This window comes from Plantibacter sp. PA-3-X8 (genome assembly GCF_003856975.1).
Lineage (GTDB): Bacteria > Actinomycetota > Actinomycetes > Actinomycetales > Microbacteriaceae > Plantibacter > Plantibacter auratus.
This window is the reverse complement of record NZ_CP033107.1, coordinates 3837051-3853878: the sequence shown is the minus strand read 5'-3', so window position 1 is coordinate 3853878 and position 16828 is coordinate 3837051. Positions and strand designations below refer to the sequence as shown.

Below are 16828 nucleotides of genomic sequence, written 5' to 3'. Positions count from 1 at the left end.
CCTCAGCTTGAGGCGAGGCCGTTGAAGGTGTAGCCGACGCCTTCGATGGCGTTCCGGATGGCGGCTTCGCTGAGCGGCGCGGTCGATGACACCTGCACGGATCCGGATTCGAGGTGGACGTCCACCGCGTGGACTGTGGAGATCTCGGAGAGCTCTTCGGTCACGGACGCGACGCAATGCTCGCACGTCATACCTGATACCGAGTAGGTGGTCGTGATGTCGGACATGAGGTACCTCTCTCAGTCGATGGAGGGCAGCTGCCCTCGTCTACTCTACAAGCAGTAGTACGCGCGTATGTCACCCCGCCTGTCCGATGCTCCGTTGCCACGGAGGGTCGCCGCATGTGCTCTACTATTTGTAGAGCACATGCGACAGCACGCTCTCGGTTTCCGCAGATCCTCATGGAACTCGGGGACTCCACGCGCCCGAAGGAGAAGGTATTGACCAGGTTGCACGACCGCCAGGACGCACGCGGCGCTGATGCGGGCCCTCCGGCGGGGCTGCCCCGCCGACGCAGCTGGTTTCCGTCCTTTCTCCTCCGCCTGCATTTCTACGCCGCCATCTTCGTGGGGCCGTTCATCCTCGTCGCTGCGGGCAGTGGGGCTCTGTATGCGTTGACGCCTCAGTTGGAGCAGATGGTCTACGCCCAGCAGCTGCATGCGCCGGTGCGTGGTCACACCGTGCCACTTGCCGAGCAGATTGCTGCCTCGGAGGCCTTTGTCGGTGGGTCAGAGACCATCGTCGCAGTGCGGCCGGCACCTCGCCCGGGTGATACCACCCGCGTGATGTACGCGGACGGCCGTCTCGGGGAGAGTGAGACGAGAGCGATCTTCGTCGATCCTTCGACCGCGGAGATCCGCGGGGACCTCACCGCCTATGGGACGAGTGGCGCTCTCCCGATCCGCACATGGATCGATCAGTTGCATCGCAATCTCCACCTGGGCGATGCGGGACGACTGTACAGCGAGCTCGCCGCATCCTGGCTTGGCATCATCGCCCTGGCAGGCCTCGGGCTGTGGATAGCGCGTATACGGAGGAGTCGCTCCAAAAGAGACTTCCTCCGCCCCAATCGTTCGGCGCGCGGATATCGCCGCATCTTCTCGTGGCATGCATCCACTGGAGTCTGGCTACTCATCGGCGCTCTGTTCCTCTCGGCCACGGGCATTTCGTGGTCGCAATGGGGCGGGGGAAACTTCAGCACGCTTCGTCAAGCGTCCGATTGGTCGACTCCGTCAGTACAGACGGACCTCTCCGGCGGTTCATCTCCAAGCGGAGAGCACGCTGGGCATGGCGGGGGCGGTGCGTCCGACGGCGGTACTCCGGCTCCTGCACCCTCTCCCGAGGATTTCGAGCGAGCACTGGCTGTCGCCCGAGGCGTCAACGTCAACACGGGGTTGGTGGAGATCAGGCCCCCCGCAGAGGCAGGCTCGGCGTGGGTGGTCCAGGAGATTCAACGCAGCTTTCCGACGGAAGTAGACGCGGTCGCCATCGACGGTGCGACGATGCAAGTGACGGACCGCACGGATTTCTCGGAATTCCCACTGGCGGCGAAGCTCACGCGCTGGGGCATCGACACCCACATGGGATCGATGTTCGGGCTCCCCAATCAACTGGCGTTGTTCGTGCTCGCGGCCGGGATCATGGCAATGATCATCTTCGGGTACCTGATGTGGTGGAAGCGCCGTCCAACGGGCGGCGGGCGCCTCGTCGGGAAGCCGCCGGCCTCACAGGTGCTTGCACGCGCACCCTGGTGGGGAGTGCTGGCGATCCTGGCCGGGGGGCTGGTGATCGGGCTGTTCCTTCCGCTGCTCGGTCTGAGTCTCGCCGCCTTCGTCGTCACGGACGTGCTGGTCGGGGAATTCCAACGACGTGCGACGCGAGCGTGATGGTTTCAGGAACACCTCGATCCCAAGCCGCCACCTCCCGCAGCATCTGCTCGACGTTCGCCGTATCCACGTTCTGAAGGGACACCGTGCCGTACCCAACCCCCGTGGCGATCATCATGACCGTCCTGTTCTTCGTCACCGGCGTCGGCTACCTCATCCGGGCCGCGCGAGATCGCGACCCAGTAGGGCGGCTCAGCGACATCTTCCACGTGGTCATGAGCTTCTCCATGCTCGCGATGCCATGGTCCTGGGGTATGGCCGTCTTTCCTCCGGTCATCCAGATCATCGTCTTCTCGTTGGCCACCCTGTTCTATCTGGTGCTGCTCTTCGGCACTCCCGCTCCGGCTCATCACACGGACCCGGATTCGCCCATCTCGAGTCATCATCACGCTGGCTGGCCCAGGGTCGGGTTCCATGCGTTCATGATGGGAGCGATGGTCGTCATGGGCGTCCTGATGAACGGCATGTCCCACGACGAGGGGCACATGGATCCGCCGCAGGGCCTCATGTGGACGGCCGAGAACGTCATCAGTGTGTCGTTCATGGTCGCCTTCGGTGTGTCGACGATCTGGTACCTCGCAAGTTTCATCCGCCTACGACGGGCTCCCTCTGTCGTTCGTCTGAACCTCTCCCTCATGGCGCTCATGGCGATCGGTATGTGCCTCGGCTTCTGGCCGGTGTGGTGAACCTGCCGACGTCGCTTGTCGACCAATGCGCGAGTGTCAGAGGAAGTCGGTGAGGCCGATGAGTGGTCCGTCGCTGAGGTACATCGTGCACGGTGCAACAGGGGCGCAAGGAGCACCCGTCGTGACCGCGCTCACCGCTGCCGGCTTCAACGCGATCGGGGCTGTCCGAGATGTCACTCGCATCGGAGGCCCGGCCATGGTCGTAGATCTGTCGTCCACCGAAGCTCTGATACGGGCCTATCGCGGTTCGGGTGGCGTCTTCATCCACCTCCCTGAGGGACGACCGGAGGACCATCGCGCGCAGATGATGGCGGTCAGCCGAGCCATTCGCGTCGCTCGACCCAGGCGCGTCGTCATGTCCACGAGCGGGCACGCAATTGGCCCCGGCTCCGGTTCGGCCATCGCCATCCTGCATCATGAGCTGCAGGCCATCGGTGTCCCGTTCGCCGTCGTCGAGCCGCAGATCTCGCTTGAGAACCTGCTGGCGCCGCAGATCTTCGACGCAGCGCTTCGCGAGGGGGTGCTCCGGCTCCCGATGCACCGTGACGTAAGGCTCCGCTGGAGCTCGCACCTCGATGTCGCGGACACCGTCACCCAGCTCTTCCACCAGCACGTCGGCGGGGGCGTATTGGTCGGTGCCTCTCCGGGGCTGTCTGGTCCCGACATCGCGGCTGGTTTCAGTCGCTACTTCGAACGTGAGATCGCCTACGAGGCCATCTCGCAGGACGCGTTCCTTGAGCTCAGTGCGTTCGCCGACGGGGGCGCGGTGTCCGGCCAGTCTGTCGTCGACCGCCTGCACCGTGCTCAGGTTCAGAGTCGGGCGACCGACGGTTCAGTGTCCGCTGTGAGCCTGTTGGGCCTGCGGCCTCGAGCGGTGCACGAATGGCTCGGGGACCTCGGCATCTGAGTGCCGGCGTGGACGTGTCTTCGAACCTGGCCGGGGTCATCGTCCCTGATGCGCACCACCTTGAGGGAGGAGGCCGACCCGTGTGTCTCCGTGACGAGCGGAAGGGCCGGCCTCCGATTGGACGTGACGCTCCTGAGGTGACGACATCGCATCCGAGCTAATTCTACAACACGTAGAACAAGCCCCCCGAGCTCCGTGGATCGGTGCTCTACATGATGTAGAGTAGCGTCGTGAATCATGCACTCGTGCTCGACCTTGGCGTTATACGGGTGTTCTCCACGCTCTGGGTCCTTCCGTCGATCAGTGGTTGGGCCATCCACGCACTCGTGTCTTGTGAAAGGCGATCTCGCTCATGAACTCTCCCCGTCAACGACGCACCGCGCTCGCGGTCGGATCGGCATTCCTCCTAGCGGCACTGGCTGGTTGCTCTGCGCAAGCTGCAGCACCCCAGGCTGCTCTTACCGACGGAACGAAATTGACCGGGGGAGCGACCAGCTATCCCTTCACGATCGACAACTGCGGATACGAGCAGACGTTCGAGAAAGCTCCTGAGCGGGTCGTGCTCCTCAACGGCGCTTCGGTCAGCGAAGTCGAGTCGATGGTCATGCTGGGGCTGAGCGATGCTGTGCTCGCCAACGCGCAGAACTACGGCATGTCGGACAGTCCCGAACTCGTCGAGCAGATCGACGCACTGCCGACAGCGAATCTCGACATGGGGAGTTTCGACATCCCGTCTGAACAGCTCCTGGCGCTCAAACCAGACCTGGTGATATCGACCTGGTCTGGAGGTTTCGACGCGGATGCCGGGCAGGCGACGCGGGAGGAACTCGCAGGTCTCGGTATCGAGTCCATTGTGAATCCTGCCAACTGTGCCATGGGGAAGGATGATGCGACTGACGCCGAACGAGAGACGTTCGCCTCTGCCACGATCGAGTCGTCCTTCGACTTCTTGAACCTTGTCGGCAACGTGTTCGACGTGCAGGCCGCGGCACAGGCACTCGTCGATGAACAACGTCAACAGATCGAAGCCGTCTCACTGGCCGTGGACGGAGCGGACCGACCGACCGGGCTCATCGTGTTCCCAGGGATGTCGATGATGAGTGCGAACGGACTTCCGGCGGTCATGGCCGGCGGTATTTTCGACGATGTGCTCGAGCGAGCCGGAGTCACGAGTTCCTTCGCCAACGCGGACACCGACCTGACCGAGAACATCACTGAAGAGCAGTTGGCGGCAGCCGATGTGCAGCTGCTCGTCGTCGGTGGATTCATGCCGGGGGAGGACCTCGACGCCGCGGCCGCAAAGATCTTTGCCGCGTACCCCCAGTGGGAGGCTTCACGGACCAACAACTACGTCAAGGTCTCAGACGGGGTGTACGTCGGCCCTACGAACGCGGCAGCCATCGACAAGATCGCCCGTGCCGCACATCCCGACGCGTTCTAGGACGGTGACGGCGGCCAGTGCCGCGCATCGTTCGGGGGGAAATGCGCCACTCGCATGGTGGTTGGCGGCGACGGTCTGCGTGACCGTGGTGGTGGCGCTGCTCGCGATCGGTTTCGGTAGCGTCAACATCTCCGCAGACCGGGTCATCGCCGTGTTGTGTGCGAACCTCACCGGTCGAGCGGCAGGGCTCGATCCGCTCGACCAGCAGATCGTCTGGGAGCTGCGAGTCCCCCGGGTTCTCATGGCCGCCGTCGTGGGCGCCAGCCTCGCACTGGCCGGTGCCGCACTCCAAGGGTTGCTCCGAAATCCGCTCGCAGATCCATACATCGTCGGTGTGTCGTCCGGGGCCTCGTTGGGGGCAGTGCTGGTCATGTCATTCGGCTCCGGCGCGCTGTTCGGACTCAGCACACCGGCGGCGGCCTTCATCGGTGCGCTGGTTCTCCTTCTCCTCGTCTTCGCGTTCGCTCAGCGGTCCGGTTCGTTCACGGACATCCGTTTGGTGCTGTCAGGAGTGGCGTTGGGATACGTCGCGATGGCCGGAACCAGCTTTGCGCAGTTGCAGGCCGAGCCTGGACAGGTTCGGGGCATCCTCTTCTGGATGATGGGCAGCGTAGCAGGGGCTCGTTGGGAAACGCTCGCCTTGCCCACTGTCGCTCTGCTCGGAGCTGGTGCTTGGCTGCTCATTCAAGCGCGCGGGTTGAATGCGCTTGCTCTCGGAGACGATGACGCCGTCGCCGTGGGAGTCGATCTCCGTCGATTCCGACTCGGACTGCTGCTTGTCGCTGCGCTCTTGACCGCCGTCACGGTGGCTGTCGCAGGCGGCGTCGGGTTCGTCGGGTTGATCGTCCCTCACGCGGTTCGAATGCTGGTCGGAGCGGACCATCGGCGGCTGCTGCCCGTCTCCGCGCTGTCCGGCGCAGTCTTCCTGGTCCTCGTCGATCTCGTCGCGCGGACCATTGGCAGCCCGAACGAGTATCCACTCACGATCTTCACGGCTTTGGTCGGCGGGCCCTTCTTCCTCTGGTTGATGCGTTCGCCGGAGGGGCGGTCATGAAGCTCTCCATCGATGAGCTCCAGGTCAGCGTGGGAGGACGGCCGTTCATCGAGCAGCTCTCGCTGGATATCGAGCCGGGCGCGTTCGTCGCGATCGTCGGACCGAATGGTTCAGGGAAATCGACGCTACTTCGCGCCCTGTATCGTGCGCTGAAGCCAGACACGGGGCAGATCATCATCGGCACAACAGACGTGTGGGAGGCGTCACCCCGGGAAGCTGCGAAGTTGCGGGCCGTGGTCACGCAACACCAGACGAACAACGACGGTCTCCGCGTGAGTGACATCGTCGCCACAGGACGTCATGTGCACCAGCCGTGGTTTCGTGGTGAGTCGGTCCGAGATCGCGATGTGATCGAGTCTGCTTTGCAGCGCTGCAGAGCCGCTCACCTCTCGGATCGCCGCTACAGCACGTTGTCGGGCGGTGAGCGCCAGCGGGTACTCCTGGCTCGTGCCCTTGCACAGGACGCGCCTGTCCTCCTACTGGATGAGCCGACGAACCACCTCGATGTCACTGCGCAGCACGAGCTGCTCGAGCTCCTGGCTGCGGTGGAGCTCACCCGCATCATCGTGTTGCATGACCTGGATCACGCCGTCTCCCACGCCGACCGCATCATCGTCATGAAGGACGGTCGTGTCCACGCCGATGGTCCGCCGGCTCAGACGCTGACCCCGTCGCTGACCAACGACGTTTTCCACGTCGATTCGCGCATCATCGACCACCCCATCACCGGGCGCCCCCATATCGTCACCGCGTCGCCATGACCTGCCCGGCCCGAATTCGTTCTTCCCGTCAGCCGACAGTCCGCTCACCAGTGATCTTCAGGGCAGGTCCCAGGTATCGGCCTGTGACGCTTTCCGGGTTGCGGCAGACCTCCTCAGGAGTGCCGGTCGCCACGACCCTGCCTCCCTCGACACCTCCACCCGGCCCCATGTCGATCACGTAGTCGGCGTTCGAGATCACGTCCAGGTCGTGTTCGATGACGATCACCGTCGCGCCGGTGGCCAGCAATCGATCCAGGACGCCGAGGAGGACCGAGATATCGCGAGGATGCAGGCCGACAGATGGTTCGTCGAAGATGAAGAGCGTGCCTCGATGTTTCCGACCGAGCTCGGTTGCAAGCTTCAGCCGCTGAGCCTCGCCCCCGGACAGTGCCGGTGTGTCCTCGCCCAGCGTGAGATAACCGAGGCCGAGAGAGCTGAGCGTCTGGAGCCGCTGAGCGATGCGAGGACGGTCGGCCAAGATGTCTCCAGCGTCCTCGACCGTGCTGGCGAGGAGCTCCGGCAGACTTCGGTCACCCCGACTGGTGGTGATCCTGACGGTGTCGGCGTCCGGCCCGTACCGGGTTCCGACACACGTCGGACAGGGGATCTCGACATCCGGAAGGAACTGGACGTCGAGTACGACCTGCCCCGTACCCTCGCATCGGGAACACCGGAGGGACCCGGTGTTGTACGAGAAGTCACCCGCGCCCAGTCCTCGAGCCCGTGCGACATCGGTGGCGGCGAAGAGTCGGCGTAACTCGTCGAGGATGCCACTGTAGGTCGCGACCGTCGACCGGACGTTGGTGCCGATCGGAGTCGCGTCGACCACCTCCGCGCTCGAGAGGCCTGCAGCACCCAAGCTCTGGACGTGCGCGGGTATCTTCGTGCCGTCCCGGCTTGCATTGATGGCTGCTGCCAGGCTGTCGAGCACCAACGTGGTCTTGCCCGAGCCGGACATGCCGGTGACCGCGATGAGTCGCCCCTTCGGAATCGCGACCTCGAGCGCATGGACCGTGTGGACGGGCGTCGTTGCGACCTGGATCGTGCCCATCGAGAACATCTCATCGGCTTTGGCGCGCTTCCGGCCGATGACGTCCTCATCCCCGACCAGGTAGCCCCCGATCAGTGAATTCGGATGTGCGCCGATCTGCGCGACGGTTCCCTGAGCGAGCACCGTCCCGCCGTTTCCGCCCGAACCGGGACCGATCTCGATCACCCAATCGGCTTCGCGGAGCACCTGCACGTCATGGTCGACGAGGAGGACCGAGTTCCCATCGTCCAGTAGGTCGCGCATCACCCCGACCAGACCGTCGATGTTCGCCGGGTGGAGCCCGATGGACGGCTCGTCCAGGACGTACAGGACTCCAGTCGTCTGGTTACGGACAGCTCGAGCGAGTTGCACCCGCTGGCGCTCGCCGGTGGAAAGGGTCGAGCTCGCCCGGTCGAGGGTGAGATACCCGAGACCAAGCTCGAGGAGACGCGTGCCCATCTCGGCGAATTGTTCGGCGATCAGCCTCGCCATCGGGCGAAGCTCGGACGAGACGAGGCTCGGGACCGTGGCCATCCAGTCCATGACGGCGCTGAGGTCCTTGCTGGTCGCGGCGGCCAGGTTGATTCCGTCGACCTCGCTACCGAGAGCGTCGTTCGACAGTCGGCTCCCGTGGCATGACCAGCACTCCTGCGCCGTGATGAACCGATTGACTCGTGCCAGCCCCGTTTCGCTCGTTGCCTTGTCCATTGCTTCGCGGACCGCGAGTCGGGCATTGCGGTAGGTGAAGTTCAGGTCGAAGAGCTTCCCGGATTTCGAGGGCACTCGGATCTCGCGCTTGACCGAGGCCCCATCGAGGACAATGCTCCGTTCCGCGTCGGTGAGGTCGCGGTACGGCACATCGATGCGTACTCCGAGTTCAGCAGCGACCTGCGGCATCACGGACAGACCGAACATCCCCCAGGGTGCGACGGCGCCTTCGCTGATCGATTTCGTCGGATCAGGCACAAGCGCCGCGTCGTCGATGTCGCGGACGAATCCCGTCCCGGTGCACACCGAGCACGCACCGTCTGAATTGAAGGCGAGGGACTCGGCACCGGGGGGATAGAACGTCGCTCCACAGATTGGGCATTGGAGATCCAGGTTCGCAGCGACATCGATCGTCGGGGCGAGACGGTGTCCATTGGGACAGAGGTGCGACCCAAGCCGCGAGAACGCGACTCTCAAAACGTTCAGCAGCTCTGTGGACGTGCCGAACGTCGATCGTACGCTGGGCACACCCGGCCGTTGACGCAGTGCAAGCGCAGCCGGCACGTAGGTGACCGAGTCGACCGTGGCACGGGCAGCGTGCGTCATGCGTCGGCGGGTGTAGGTGGAGAGTGCTTCCACGTATCGGCGTGATCCTTCCGCGTAGACCACGCCGAGCGCCAGGGAGGATTTTCCAGAGCCGGAAACCCCCGCGACTGCGACGAGCTGATTCAACGGGATGTCCACATCGACGTTCTTCAGATTGTGCACGCGGGCGCCGCGCACCAAGATCGCCGTTGGCCGAGTCTTTGACATAGTCGCCTCCTGGTTACGTGGATATGAAGTCTCGTTCGTCGTTCTCGGTCTCATGCCAGCTGATCGACCCATGCCCGGCCACCAGTGCACCCGGCTCGGGGCGAACGATCGCTCAGCCCGCTGCGGAGGCCATCTGAGGTCCGTCGCGGAGGTAGGTGCCGATGTGCGTCTCCAACACCGCACGCACATTCAGATCTGGTTCTCGCAGCGCCCGGAGCTGGAGCCCGTGGACCAGTGAGATCAGCGACTCGACCGCTGCGTCCATATCGGCCCCTGATCGAAGTTGGCCCTCGTCGTGGCATTGCTTGAAGCCCAGGCGCGAGCATTCGCGGAGGGCGTCGGTGTAGGCGTTCGACGCCTGCTGAGCGTTGTTCGCCGTCGACCCAGGTTCGCTGGTGCGCGTGAGGTAGAGATGCGCCAGGTGGGGGTCTCGCAGGCTGCAGTCCAAGAGATCCGACAGGCAGAGCAGCTTGGCTCTCCCCGAGACCCGATCGCATGCTGCACACTCGAGAATCTCGGCCATATGGCGGTCGAGGATGGCTTCCAGCAGATCGCCTACTCCGGCGAAATGATGGAGCACGCCGGCCTCGCTCAAACCTGCCTGGGCGGCCGTCTTTCGGAGGAGGCCGGTCGAACCTTCTCCAGCCCGACACACTGTCAGCCCCGCCGCAACGATGTCGCGTCGACGATGTTCCGTTTTCCGGTATGTTCCGCGCATCATGTCACCGGACCGATTCCGTGCGTATCACGAGGTCTCGGTTGTCGTGCTTCCGTGTACTGCAGGACAACGTCCATAGGTCCATTCACTCACTGTAGCCGTGCCCCGAACCTCCAGCGCTGCGGCGGAGACGGTCGTCCGCTCCGCCGCAGTGTCTCTGGGATCAGGCGCCGATGTCGCGCAGCCAGTGCTCGACGGAGCGTGGTGCGAGGCCGAGAAGCGCCTGAGCGCTGCGCGTCTCGTCGATGAGTTCGTCGTCGAGGGTGGCACGCCAGCGGTAGGAGTCGACGACGGGCGCGATGCCGTCCGCGCCGAAGATGGGGATGATCATCTCGCCGAACTCGTCTGGTGTCTGAGCGTGGAAGCGCACCTCGCGACCGAAGTGGTTGGAGAACGCCTTGGCGAGGTCGGGTCCGGAGAGTCCCGGGAGGGCGCCGACGGTGACAACGCCCGTCACGGAGGGGTCTTCGAAGAGGCGGAGGGCGACCTCGGCAATGTCGAGGTGCGAGCTCCACGAGACGAGGAAATCCTCCCGGATCGGGTACGGGAGGATCCCCTCCTCGCGGGTAGCGGTGATGACGGGCGGTAGGAGCAAATTCTCGAGATACAGGCGCGGGGCGATGACGGCAGTCGGAACGCCGCTTGCCTCTAGACGGCGCACGAGCACACCGTGCGCGCTGTCGTCCTCGTCGTTGTCGCCGCCGAGAGTATAGCCGCTGGTGGAGAAGACGACCCGACCGGGGCGTGCCCGATCGACCGCGGTGGCTATGGTGGTCGCCTGCTCGAGTTGCTGGGCGGGGGAACCGAGCGGGAGGTGGACGAACACGCCGTCCGCACCGGTGTAAGCGTCCACAAGGGAGTCGAGGTCGGCGGTGTCGACGGCGACCGCCGGCCCGGCGGTGTAGGCGGCGGTATTGCGGACGGCTGCGGTGACGTGGTGGCCGGAACGGGTGAGTGCGGCGGCGACGGGGGCACCCTGTGCGCCGGTCGCTCCGTGGATGAGGTAGGTCATGTGACTATTAGTGCATATGATGCACTGGTTACCTCAAGTTCACTAACGGAGACGGATCGAAACTCATGTCATTCTCTGCGGAAGCCTGGCCGGAATGCGGGATCGCGCGGTTCCTGACCCTGCTGGATGGCCCGTGGGCGACGCTCATCGTCCGTGAGCTGCTCGGTGGTCCACTTCGCTTCGGTGATCTGAAGGCGGCACTCCCAGGCATCAGCGCCCATACCCTGACGAATCGCCTGCGCCGCTTTGAGACGTACGGAATCGTCACTCGTACGGCGTACGGCGAGCTCCCGCCTCGCGTCGAGTACGAACTGACCGGGGTCGGCCACGGTCTGCAGTCGGTCCTCGACGCGATGAACGCCTGGGCGGACACTGTTCCGGCTGTCGACGCCGACGCTGATGATGTCGGTGCCGTGCCGCTTCCGGCTTCCTGTGTCGGCGATGGCCCCGGTGCCCGGAAGACGGACCGCGGCGTAGGGCAGTGAGCCGGGCCGGCCGGCCCTTGCATACTTGTCGAGTCAGTCCCTCGCCCTGGCAGCGTCGCCCATCCGCCGCAGCGCGAGCTCGAGAATGAGGGGATTGGTCGCGAAGTTCAGCCGGACGTGACCGTGGCCACCCGTGCCGAAGACGTGACCTGAGCTCAGGGCGACCCTTGCATGGTCGAGGAAGAATTGCGCCGGGCCCTCGAGCTCAGCAACGGTTGCGCGCTGGCCCAGGTGAGGCTCTTCCTCGAAGCCGAGCTTCGAGCAGTCGATCCACGCGAGATACGATCCCTCCGGTCGTCGCAACCTCGCTTGAGGCAGGTGGCGTGCAACGAGCTCCTCGAGCAGGTGTCGATTCTCGGAGAGTCCGGACAGCAGGCTGTCCAGCCACGTTCCTCCGTCCTGGAATGCTGCAGCATGGCCGATGACCGCGAGGTGGCTCACGCCGTGGCTGACTTCCTCTGGGAGCCGTGCAAGATCGGGGAGGCTCTCGTGTCCTGCGACGAGGAGAGCGGCTTTGAGTCCCGCGAGGTTCCAAGCTTTGGAGGCGGAGGCCAACGACATGCCGTTTTCGGAACCGGGAACGGACAGATACGGCACGAACTCGACTCCATCAAGCGCGAGCGGCGCATGTATCTCGTCGGAGATCACACGGATGCCATGGCGACGCGCGAGTGTTGCCACCATCCCCAGCTCCTCCCGCGAGTGGACGGTGCCCGTGGGGTTATGTGGATTGCACAGCAGGAAAGTGGGGGACGGGCACCGTCGCGCGGCTTCTGCGAAGGCGACCTCCAAGGCGGAAGGATCCAACCGGCCCTCACCCGACAGCGGAGCTTCGAGGATCAAGCGATTCTCGTGCTCCACGAACGCGTAGAACGGGGCGTACACGGGAGGCGTCACGACGACGACGTCCCCAGGTCCTGTCAGGAGACGCAGCGCCTCCACGATTCCCAGCATCACGTCCGGGACGATGGCCGTTTGCTCCAGCTCGAGTCCCACCCAGGACCAGCGATGCGCGGCGAACTGCTGGAACGCCGAGGCGTATCCGATGCCGGTCGCGTAGCCGGTGTCGCCACGCTCGAGGGCGGACCGAACCGCATCTTTCACCGGCGCCGCGAGAGGGACGTCCATCTCCGCCACCCAGAGTGGGAGAACGTCTGCGGGGTGCGTTCGCCACTTCATACTGGTTCGTGTGCGTAGCTCGTCCAACGCGAGCTGCCCCAACGGATTCGTAGCGAGTGACACGCGATCTCCCATCCAGTTTCGGCCGTTCTGCGATCAGCCGATGCGATGGAACTCACGGTAGTGGTCCTCGGCTTCATGTTGTCCTACGCAGCACGCTGGCCTCCCCTGCGATGCACACCCATCGGAGGGGAGGCCGCCGTCACGGAACTCTGCGAACGCCGGTCACCGTGCTGCGCGGGAGCCGTCCGGCGCGCGAATCGCCAGTCATCCGGTCGCCGTCGATGGTCACGTCGAACGCGAGCTCCAACCGCATGGGTGTGGTGATCGTCTGCGTCCACATCACGTGGTCCTCCTGCGCATCGGTGGCGACTCGCAGATCGCGAAGCGGGACGTCCTCGGTCCTGCTGGTGGCGAAGCCTGACAAGACGCCCTGTTCGTCCTGGAACGTCATCACGGCGTTCAGGGTGCCGATCGGTGTGCGAATGGCGAGGTCCCAGGTGCCGATGATCCGATGCATGACGGTGTCCTTCGATATGAGCCTGTCGGCTGGGTGGGCTGAACCAGCGGCGGGGCTGATTCAGAGCGGAAGGGCGTCGAGTCCTCTGGCTGACCACACGGTTCCGCGCCGCTCGTACTCGAACAGTTGCTCGACGGCGTGCGCGATCCGCGGGCCGAATTCGCGTTCCAGCAGATAGAGCCCTAGATCCAGACCGGATGTGACTCCACCGGCACTGACCAGGTCCCCGTCGTCGACGACCCGCGCTCGCACCACCGTGGTGCCGGTGGCCTCGAGGACGTCGTTCCCCAACGTATGGGTCACCGCGGTCCGCCCCGCCAGGAGGCCTGCCATGCCGAGCGCCAAACCGCCTCCGCAGATTGTGGCGACCAGGGTGTCCGGTGATGCGAACGCGCGGCCCATGAGCGCCCGCAAGCGGCTCGAACCAAGCTCAGCGAGGATGACCGGAATCGTCCTCACGAAATCGGGGTCGCCGACGGTGGGGCCGGCAGCGCCGGGCACGATCACGATGCCAGGAGCCTCCGGCTCCAACACATGGGTTGCGGTGAGCTCCAAATTCCGCGTTCCGCTCACGACCGGACCGATGCGGTCGAGTGCCACCAGCCTGACATCAAGGGTTCCTCCGAGAGCGTCCGAGCCGGCGCAGAGCACTTCGAAGGGGGCGATCACATCGAGTGGGTCGAATCCCTCGAAGAGGATGATCTGAGCGATCATGAGGTGCCTTTCGCGTTGAACTTGTCGCTGTCGCCTCGCGTCGCGGAGGACTTGGGCGTGTGTGGAGGGGACGCCGAAGTGCATCGTCGTCGCTCTTGCCGGACGTTGATCAAGGTGAATACTCCACCGAGCAGCGGGACGAGGGCCAAGAGCCGGGTGCGGAGTAGGAGTCCACGCCCGAGCAACGCCGTGACTGCGACGGTCAGGTACAACGCGCCGTGGACGGGTCCGAGTACCGAAGCGAGGCCAGGCACATGTACGGTGAGGAGGTTCCCGAAGAGGACCGCGATGCTGCCGAGCTCGAGGACGGACAGCGCTTCAAGAGTGCGCAGGATTCGTGGCGACGCGCTCACGACGACGCGCCGGGACGCACGATCATGAGGATGACAACCACTGCCCACAGCAGGTTGAACATCCCGGTCAAGGGTCGTAGCGATCGCAATCGTGATCCGTCGTCCGGTTGGGACAGCGCTTCTTGCTGCATCGGGGTGATCCGGAGTGCGAGCAGGGCCCCCGCGACGGCGGTCAGGACCATCGCGAGGAGGATCCAGATCTCCGTGAGCCTGCCCTGCACCGCGGCGAGGATCAGGCCGAGTACTGGGACGACGAGTGCGATTCGGCCGTAGGCCCGCGTGATTCGTGCCAGGAGTCTGGCGACGTCGATGCTTCGGTCCGAGGCGACCACGGTGGGACCGGTAGCGCGGTCTCGGCCGTGGAGGTGTTCATCGATGTCGCCTGCCGGTGCCGAACCGCTGATCGGAGCGAACCGGGGAAACAGACTGGCGGTCACCGCAACCGGGCCGATGAACAGAATGCCCGCGAGCACGTGCGCGGCGAGAAGGATGGATTCCATACCTTCAGCCTAGCTGAAGGCATCAGTCAGACTGAAGCTTTCCTCACTCACGCAGTCCAGGGGACTGCATCATCTGCAGCATGTGATCAGCGAGCGCCGCGCGCAGAGCAGGGTGACTCGTCTCGAAATCCGCGTCCAGGCGAGCGACTACCCCGGCCGCTTCGGCGAGGAGCCGGTGCCCCGCCGGTGTGATCTCGAGCTGTGCCGCTGAGCCGGCGCGGCCGGTGGAATCGGCGACGATGCCATCGGCTACGAAGCCACCGACGGCGACATGTGTGCTCTGGACGGTGATCCTCGATCGTCGCGCGAGATCGCTGAACGAGATGCCAGGGGTGCTACGGATGTGTCCGAGCAAGGCATACTTGCGCGTCGTGAGGCCCAGCGGCTTCAGTGCTGAGGTCAGAGAGTCCTCCCAGATTCTGGACAGGGCGAGGAGGGTGACCGTCGGGCTGAACGGCGGCATCTCAGGCATGGAGCACAGACTACCCGTGGAGTGGAGGCCGGGCGCTGAGGCCGGAGCCGAGGATCTTGTCCGTGCTGAAGTCGTCAGGGCCTCCGTGAAGTCGGGGGTCGATGTCGACCCCATAACTCCAGAATGTGGTGGCGCATCGCACGCTCTGCCTGATCGGCATCGCCAGCTCATCTTGGGGTGCCTCGAGCACTTCTCGAGTGCCGTTCAACATGAACCGAGCGGTGTCTCGTGCCCGGGTGCACAGGGTGCGGTTGATGCTCTCAGTCAGCGGCACGTTCGACGCCGCCCGCAACGCTCCGCGGCCGACCCCTGTGCCGAGGTGCCTGTACTGACGGTGTCGCAGGTCATCGTCGACCGCGAAGCTGCCCTCGAACATGCAGATATGCCGATGATGTCGCTAGCCGTCGGTGCGACGGGCCGCGGTTCCATGCGCGAGGTTGTCGAAGGTGTCGCGGGAGTCGAGAACCTCGGCGATGTGCTGTTCCGCCCATTGGCCGAGAGCGGTCAGCGGTTCGCGCAGTGTCTGGCCGAGTGGCGTCAGGGTGTACTCGACGCGGGGCGGCATCTCGTCGTATGCGGTGCGAGTCAGGATGCCGTCGCGTTCCAGATCCCGAAGAGTGCCCGAGAGGACCTTGCCGCTGATCCCGCCGACCGTCTCGCGGAGCGTCCCGAACCGGAGAGGACCGTCGCTCAGAGCGATGACGATCATCGCGGTCCACTTATTGGCGATCCGGGCGAGCGAGGTGCGCGACGGGCATGTCGGCAGCATCACGTTCCAGACGGGTGCGTCGACAGGCGCATCAGAGTTCATCGCGAATACTCCTTAGTTACGTTGAGGTAACAGGTTACCGCCTGAAACTATGGTGCTACCACTCACCCTCACGAAGGAGACACGCCATGATCGACCAGACCCCCGCAGCCGTCGCCGTCACCTACTTCGATGCCCTCGGCCGCGGTGACATTGCGGCGGTGATGGCGCAGTTCGACCCCGAGGTGGTGTGGCACCAGCCCGGAGCGAACCAGTTCTCGGGTGATCACCGCGGCGTCGACGGTGTCGGTGCACTCCTCGGCGGCATGATGGCCACGAGCGAAGGCACATTCCAGCTTGCTGTGACCGGACCTGCGATGGTCAACGGCGAGCTCGTCGCGGTCCCCGTCCGGTTCACTGGGACCCGTGGCGACGTCGTCATGGACATGCCCGGCGTGGACCTCCTGACCGTCCGTGGCGGGCGCATCGTCGAGGTGAGCCTGTTCTCCGCAGATGGCCCGGCGGAGGACACGTTCTGGGGGCCTGCTGAGAGCTGACGTTCGGAGGCGGGACGGGCGATTGCCCGCCTAGATCTCGCTCGTCACCACGAGTCGGAAGGTCGTCGAGGCGGTCGCATTCATGAGAATGCCCGAGAACGTGTACTGATGGTGCGCATGAACATTGGCCGCGTGTATGCGTCGACGACGTTCTTCGGCCCCGTGTAGCGGGCCCTGCGGCGCCTTCGGACAGGTCAGTCGAGCGAGATGTCCGGAGGCGCCGCTCTTCGAGTGGGGGCAGCGCCGGTGTATCGACGAACACCGGCCGGATCGCGGCGGGCCTC

18 protein-coding genes are annotated in these 16828 nt (G+C 64.8%); 8 read left to right on the top strand and 10 right to left on the bottom strand.

What is annotated here, in order from left to right; all coding sequences use genetic code 11:
• Nucleotides 1–2: 2 nt before the first annotated feature.
• Nucleotides 3–227, bottom strand: coding sequence for a heavy-metal-associated domain-containing protein (locus EAO79_RS18060; RefSeq protein ID WP_124769866.1), 225 nt, complete (start codon nt 225–227; stop codon nt 3–5).
• A gap of 174 nt (nt 228–401) precedes the next feature.
• On the opposite strand from EAO79_RS18060, the gene EAO79_RS18055 reads away from it, so the two are divergent.
• The 6 genes from EAO79_RS18055 (at nt 402) to EAO79_RS18030 (ending at nt 6735) form a co-directional block, all read left to right on the top strand.
• Nucleotides 402–1886 carry a PepSY domain-containing protein gene (locus EAO79_RS18055; protein WP_124769865.1) on the top strand — a complete coding sequence of 495 codons (1485 nt, stop codon included), beginning with the start codon at nt 402–404 and terminating at the stop codon, nt 1884–1886.
• A gap of 104 nt (nt 1887–1990) precedes the next feature.
• Complete coding sequence (locus EAO79_RS18050) at nt 1991–2572, top strand: DUF5134 domain-containing protein (protein WP_124769864.1); 582 nt, start codon at nt 1991–1993, stop codon at nt 2570–2572.
• Between the two features lie 25 nt (nt 2573–2597).
• A complete protein-coding gene (locus EAO79_RS18045; protein ID WP_124769863.1) occupies nt 2598–3479 on the top strand; it encodes an SDR family oxidoreductase in 882 nt (293 codons plus the stop codon).
• Nucleotides 3480–3831: 352 nt separating this feature from the next.
• Complete coding sequence (locus EAO79_RS19435) at nt 3832–4920, top strand: ABC transporter substrate-binding protein (RefSeq protein WP_124769862.1); 1089 nt, start codon at nt 3832–3834, stop codon at nt 4918–4920.
• 79 nt (nt 4921–4999) lie between these two features.
• Complete coding sequence (locus EAO79_RS18035; RefSeq protein WP_241160924.1) at nt 5000–5974, top strand: iron ABC transporter permease; 975 nt, start codon at nt 5000–5002, stop codon at nt 5972–5974.
• Entirely contained in the window at nt 5971–6735 is a 765-nt protein-coding gene (locus EAO79_RS18030) for an ABC transporter ATP-binding protein (RefSeq protein WP_124769860.1), read from the top strand. Before EAO79_RS18035 ends, EAO79_RS18030 begins: the two co-directional genes overlap by 4 nt.
• A 28-nt stretch (nt 6736–6763) precedes the next feature.
• Here EAO79_RS18030 and EAO79_RS18025 read toward each other — a convergent pair whose 3' ends face one another.
• The 3 genes from EAO79_RS18025 to EAO79_RS18015 all read right to left on the bottom strand — a co-directional run bounded on the left by EAO79_RS18025 (nt 6764) and on the right by EAO79_RS18015 (nt 11016).
• Entirely contained in the window at nt 6764–9286 is a 2523-nt protein-coding gene (locus tag EAO79_RS18025) for an ATP-binding cassette domain-containing protein (RefSeq protein WP_124769859.1), read from the bottom strand.
• Between the two features lie 112 nt (nt 9287–9398).
• Entirely contained in the window at nt 9399–10004 is a 606-nt protein-coding gene (locus tag EAO79_RS18020; protein WP_124769858.1) for a TetR/AcrR family transcriptional regulator, read from the bottom strand.
• A gap of 163 nt (nt 10005–10167) precedes the next feature.
• Complete coding sequence (locus tag EAO79_RS18015; RefSeq protein WP_124769857.1) at nt 10168–11016, bottom strand: SDR family oxidoreductase; 849 nt, start codon at nt 11014–11016, stop codon at nt 10168–10170.
• 65 nt (nt 11017–11081) lie between these two features.
• Between EAO79_RS18015 and EAO79_RS18010 the strand changes: the two genes are divergently transcribed.
• Nucleotides 11082–11501 (top strand): helix-turn-helix domain-containing protein, encoded by a 420-nt coding sequence (locus EAO79_RS18010; protein ID WP_124769856.1) that lies wholly within the window; start codon nt 11082–11084, stop codon nt 11499–11501.
• Between the two features lie 33 nt (nt 11502–11534).
• Here EAO79_RS18010 and EAO79_RS18005 read toward each other — a convergent pair whose 3' ends face one another.
• The 6 genes from EAO79_RS18005 to EAO79_RS17975 form a co-directional block, all read right to left on the bottom strand.
• Nucleotides 11535–12629, bottom strand: coding sequence for a MalY/PatB family protein (locus EAO79_RS18005; protein WP_241160923.1), 1095 nt, complete (start codon nt 12627–12629; stop codon nt 11535–11537).
• Nucleotides 12630–12882: 253 nt separating this feature from the next.
• A complete protein-coding gene (locus EAO79_RS18000; protein ID WP_124769854.1) occupies nt 12883–13200 on the bottom strand; it encodes a hypothetical protein in 318 nt (105 codons plus the stop codon).
• A gap of 60 nt (nt 13201–13260) precedes the next feature.
• On the bottom strand, nt 13261–13914 hold the full coding sequence (locus EAO79_RS17995) for a DJ-1/PfpI family protein (RefSeq protein ID WP_124769853.1): 654 nt from the start codon (nt 13912–13914) through the stop codon (nt 13261–13263).
• 349 nt (nt 13915–14263) lie between these two features.
• The gene (locus EAO79_RS17985) at nt 14264–14767 is read right to left on the bottom strand and encodes a hypothetical protein (protein ID WP_124769852.1); all 504 of its coding nucleotides are present in this window, start codon (nt 14765–14767) and stop codon (nt 14264–14266) included.
• Between the two features lie 43 nt (nt 14768–14810).
• Nucleotides 14811–15239: a MarR family winged helix-turn-helix transcriptional regulator gene (locus EAO79_RS17980; protein ID WP_124769851.1), complete on the bottom strand. Its 429-nt coding sequence runs from the start codon at nt 15237–15239 to the stop codon at nt 14811–14813.
• 397 nt (nt 15240–15636) lie between these two features.
• Nucleotides 15637–16050, bottom strand: coding sequence for a helix-turn-helix domain-containing protein (locus EAO79_RS17975; RefSeq protein ID WP_124769850.1), 414 nt, complete (start codon nt 16048–16050; stop codon nt 15637–15639).
• 86 nt (nt 16051–16136) lie between these two features.
• On the opposite strand from EAO79_RS17975, the gene EAO79_RS17970 reads away from it, so the two are divergent.
• Nucleotides 16137–16544 carry a nuclear transport factor 2 family protein gene (locus EAO79_RS17970; RefSeq protein WP_124769849.1) on the top strand — a complete coding sequence of 136 codons (408 nt, stop codon included), beginning with the start codon at nt 16137–16139 and terminating at the stop codon, nt 16542–16544.
• Nucleotides 16545–16828: the final 284 nt, after the last annotated feature.

Excerpts from the sequence above, each read along its gene's own strand:
- EAO79_RS18060 (WP_124769866.1), bottom strand. The coding sequence starts at position 227 with ATGTCCGACATCACGACCACCTACTCGGTATCAGGTATGACGTGCGAG.
- EAO79_RS18055 (WP_124769865.1), top strand. The coding sequence starts at position 402 with ATGGAACTCGGGGACTCCACGCGCCCGAAGGAGAAGGTATTGACCAGG.
- EAO79_RS18045 (WP_124769863.1), top strand. The coding sequence starts at position 2,598 with ATGCGCGAGTGTCAGAGGAAGTCGGTGAGGCCGATGAGTGGTCCGTCG.
- EAO79_RS19435 (WP_124769862.1), top strand. The coding sequence starts at position 3,832 with ATGAACTCTCCCCGTCAACGACGCACCGCGCTCGCGGTCGGATCGGCA.
- EAO79_RS18030 (WP_124769860.1), top strand. The coding sequence starts at position 5,971 with ATGAAGCTCTCCATCGATGAGCTCCAGGTCAGCGTGGGAGGACGGCCG.
- EAO79_RS18025 (WP_124769859.1), bottom strand. The coding sequence starts at position 9,286 with ATGTCAAAGACTCGGCCAACGGCGATCTTGGTGCGCGGCGCCCGCGTG.
- EAO79_RS18020 (WP_124769858.1), bottom strand. The coding sequence starts at position 10,004 with ATGCGCGGAACATACCGGAAAACGGAACATCGTCGACGCGACATCGTT.
- EAO79_RS18015 (WP_124769857.1), bottom strand. The coding sequence starts at position 11,016 with ATGACCTACCTCATCCACGGAGCGACCGGCGCACAGGGTGCCCCCGTC.
- EAO79_RS18010 (WP_124769856.1), top strand. The coding sequence starts at position 11,082 with ATGTCATTCTCTGCGGAAGCCTGGCCGGAATGCGGGATCGCGCGGTTC.
- EAO79_RS18005 (WP_241160923.1), bottom strand. The coding sequence starts at position 12,629 with ATGGACGTCCCTCTCGCGGCGCCGGTGAAAGATGCGGTTCGGTCCGCC.
- EAO79_RS18000 (WP_124769854.1), bottom strand. The coding sequence starts at position 13,200 with ATGCATCGGATCATCGGCACCTGGGACCTCGCCATTCGCACACCGATC.
- EAO79_RS17995 (WP_124769853.1), bottom strand. The coding sequence starts at position 13,914 with ATGATCGCTCAGATCATCCTCTTCGAGGGATTCGACCCACTCGATGTG.
- EAO79_RS17985 (WP_124769852.1), bottom strand. The coding sequence starts at position 14,767 with ATGGAATCCATCCTTCTCGCCGCGCACGTGCTCGCGGGCATTCTGTTC.
- EAO79_RS17980 (WP_124769851.1), bottom strand. The coding sequence starts at position 15,239 with ATGCCTGAGATGCCGCCGTTCAGCCCGACGGTCACCCTCCTCGCCCTG.
- EAO79_RS17975 (WP_124769850.1), bottom strand. The coding sequence starts at position 16,050 with ATGAACTCTGATGCGCCTGTCGACGCACCCGTCTGGAACGTGATGCTG.
- EAO79_RS17970 (WP_124769849.1), top strand. The coding sequence starts at position 16,137 with ATGATCGACCAGACCCCCGCAGCCGTCGCCGTCACCTACTTCGATGCC.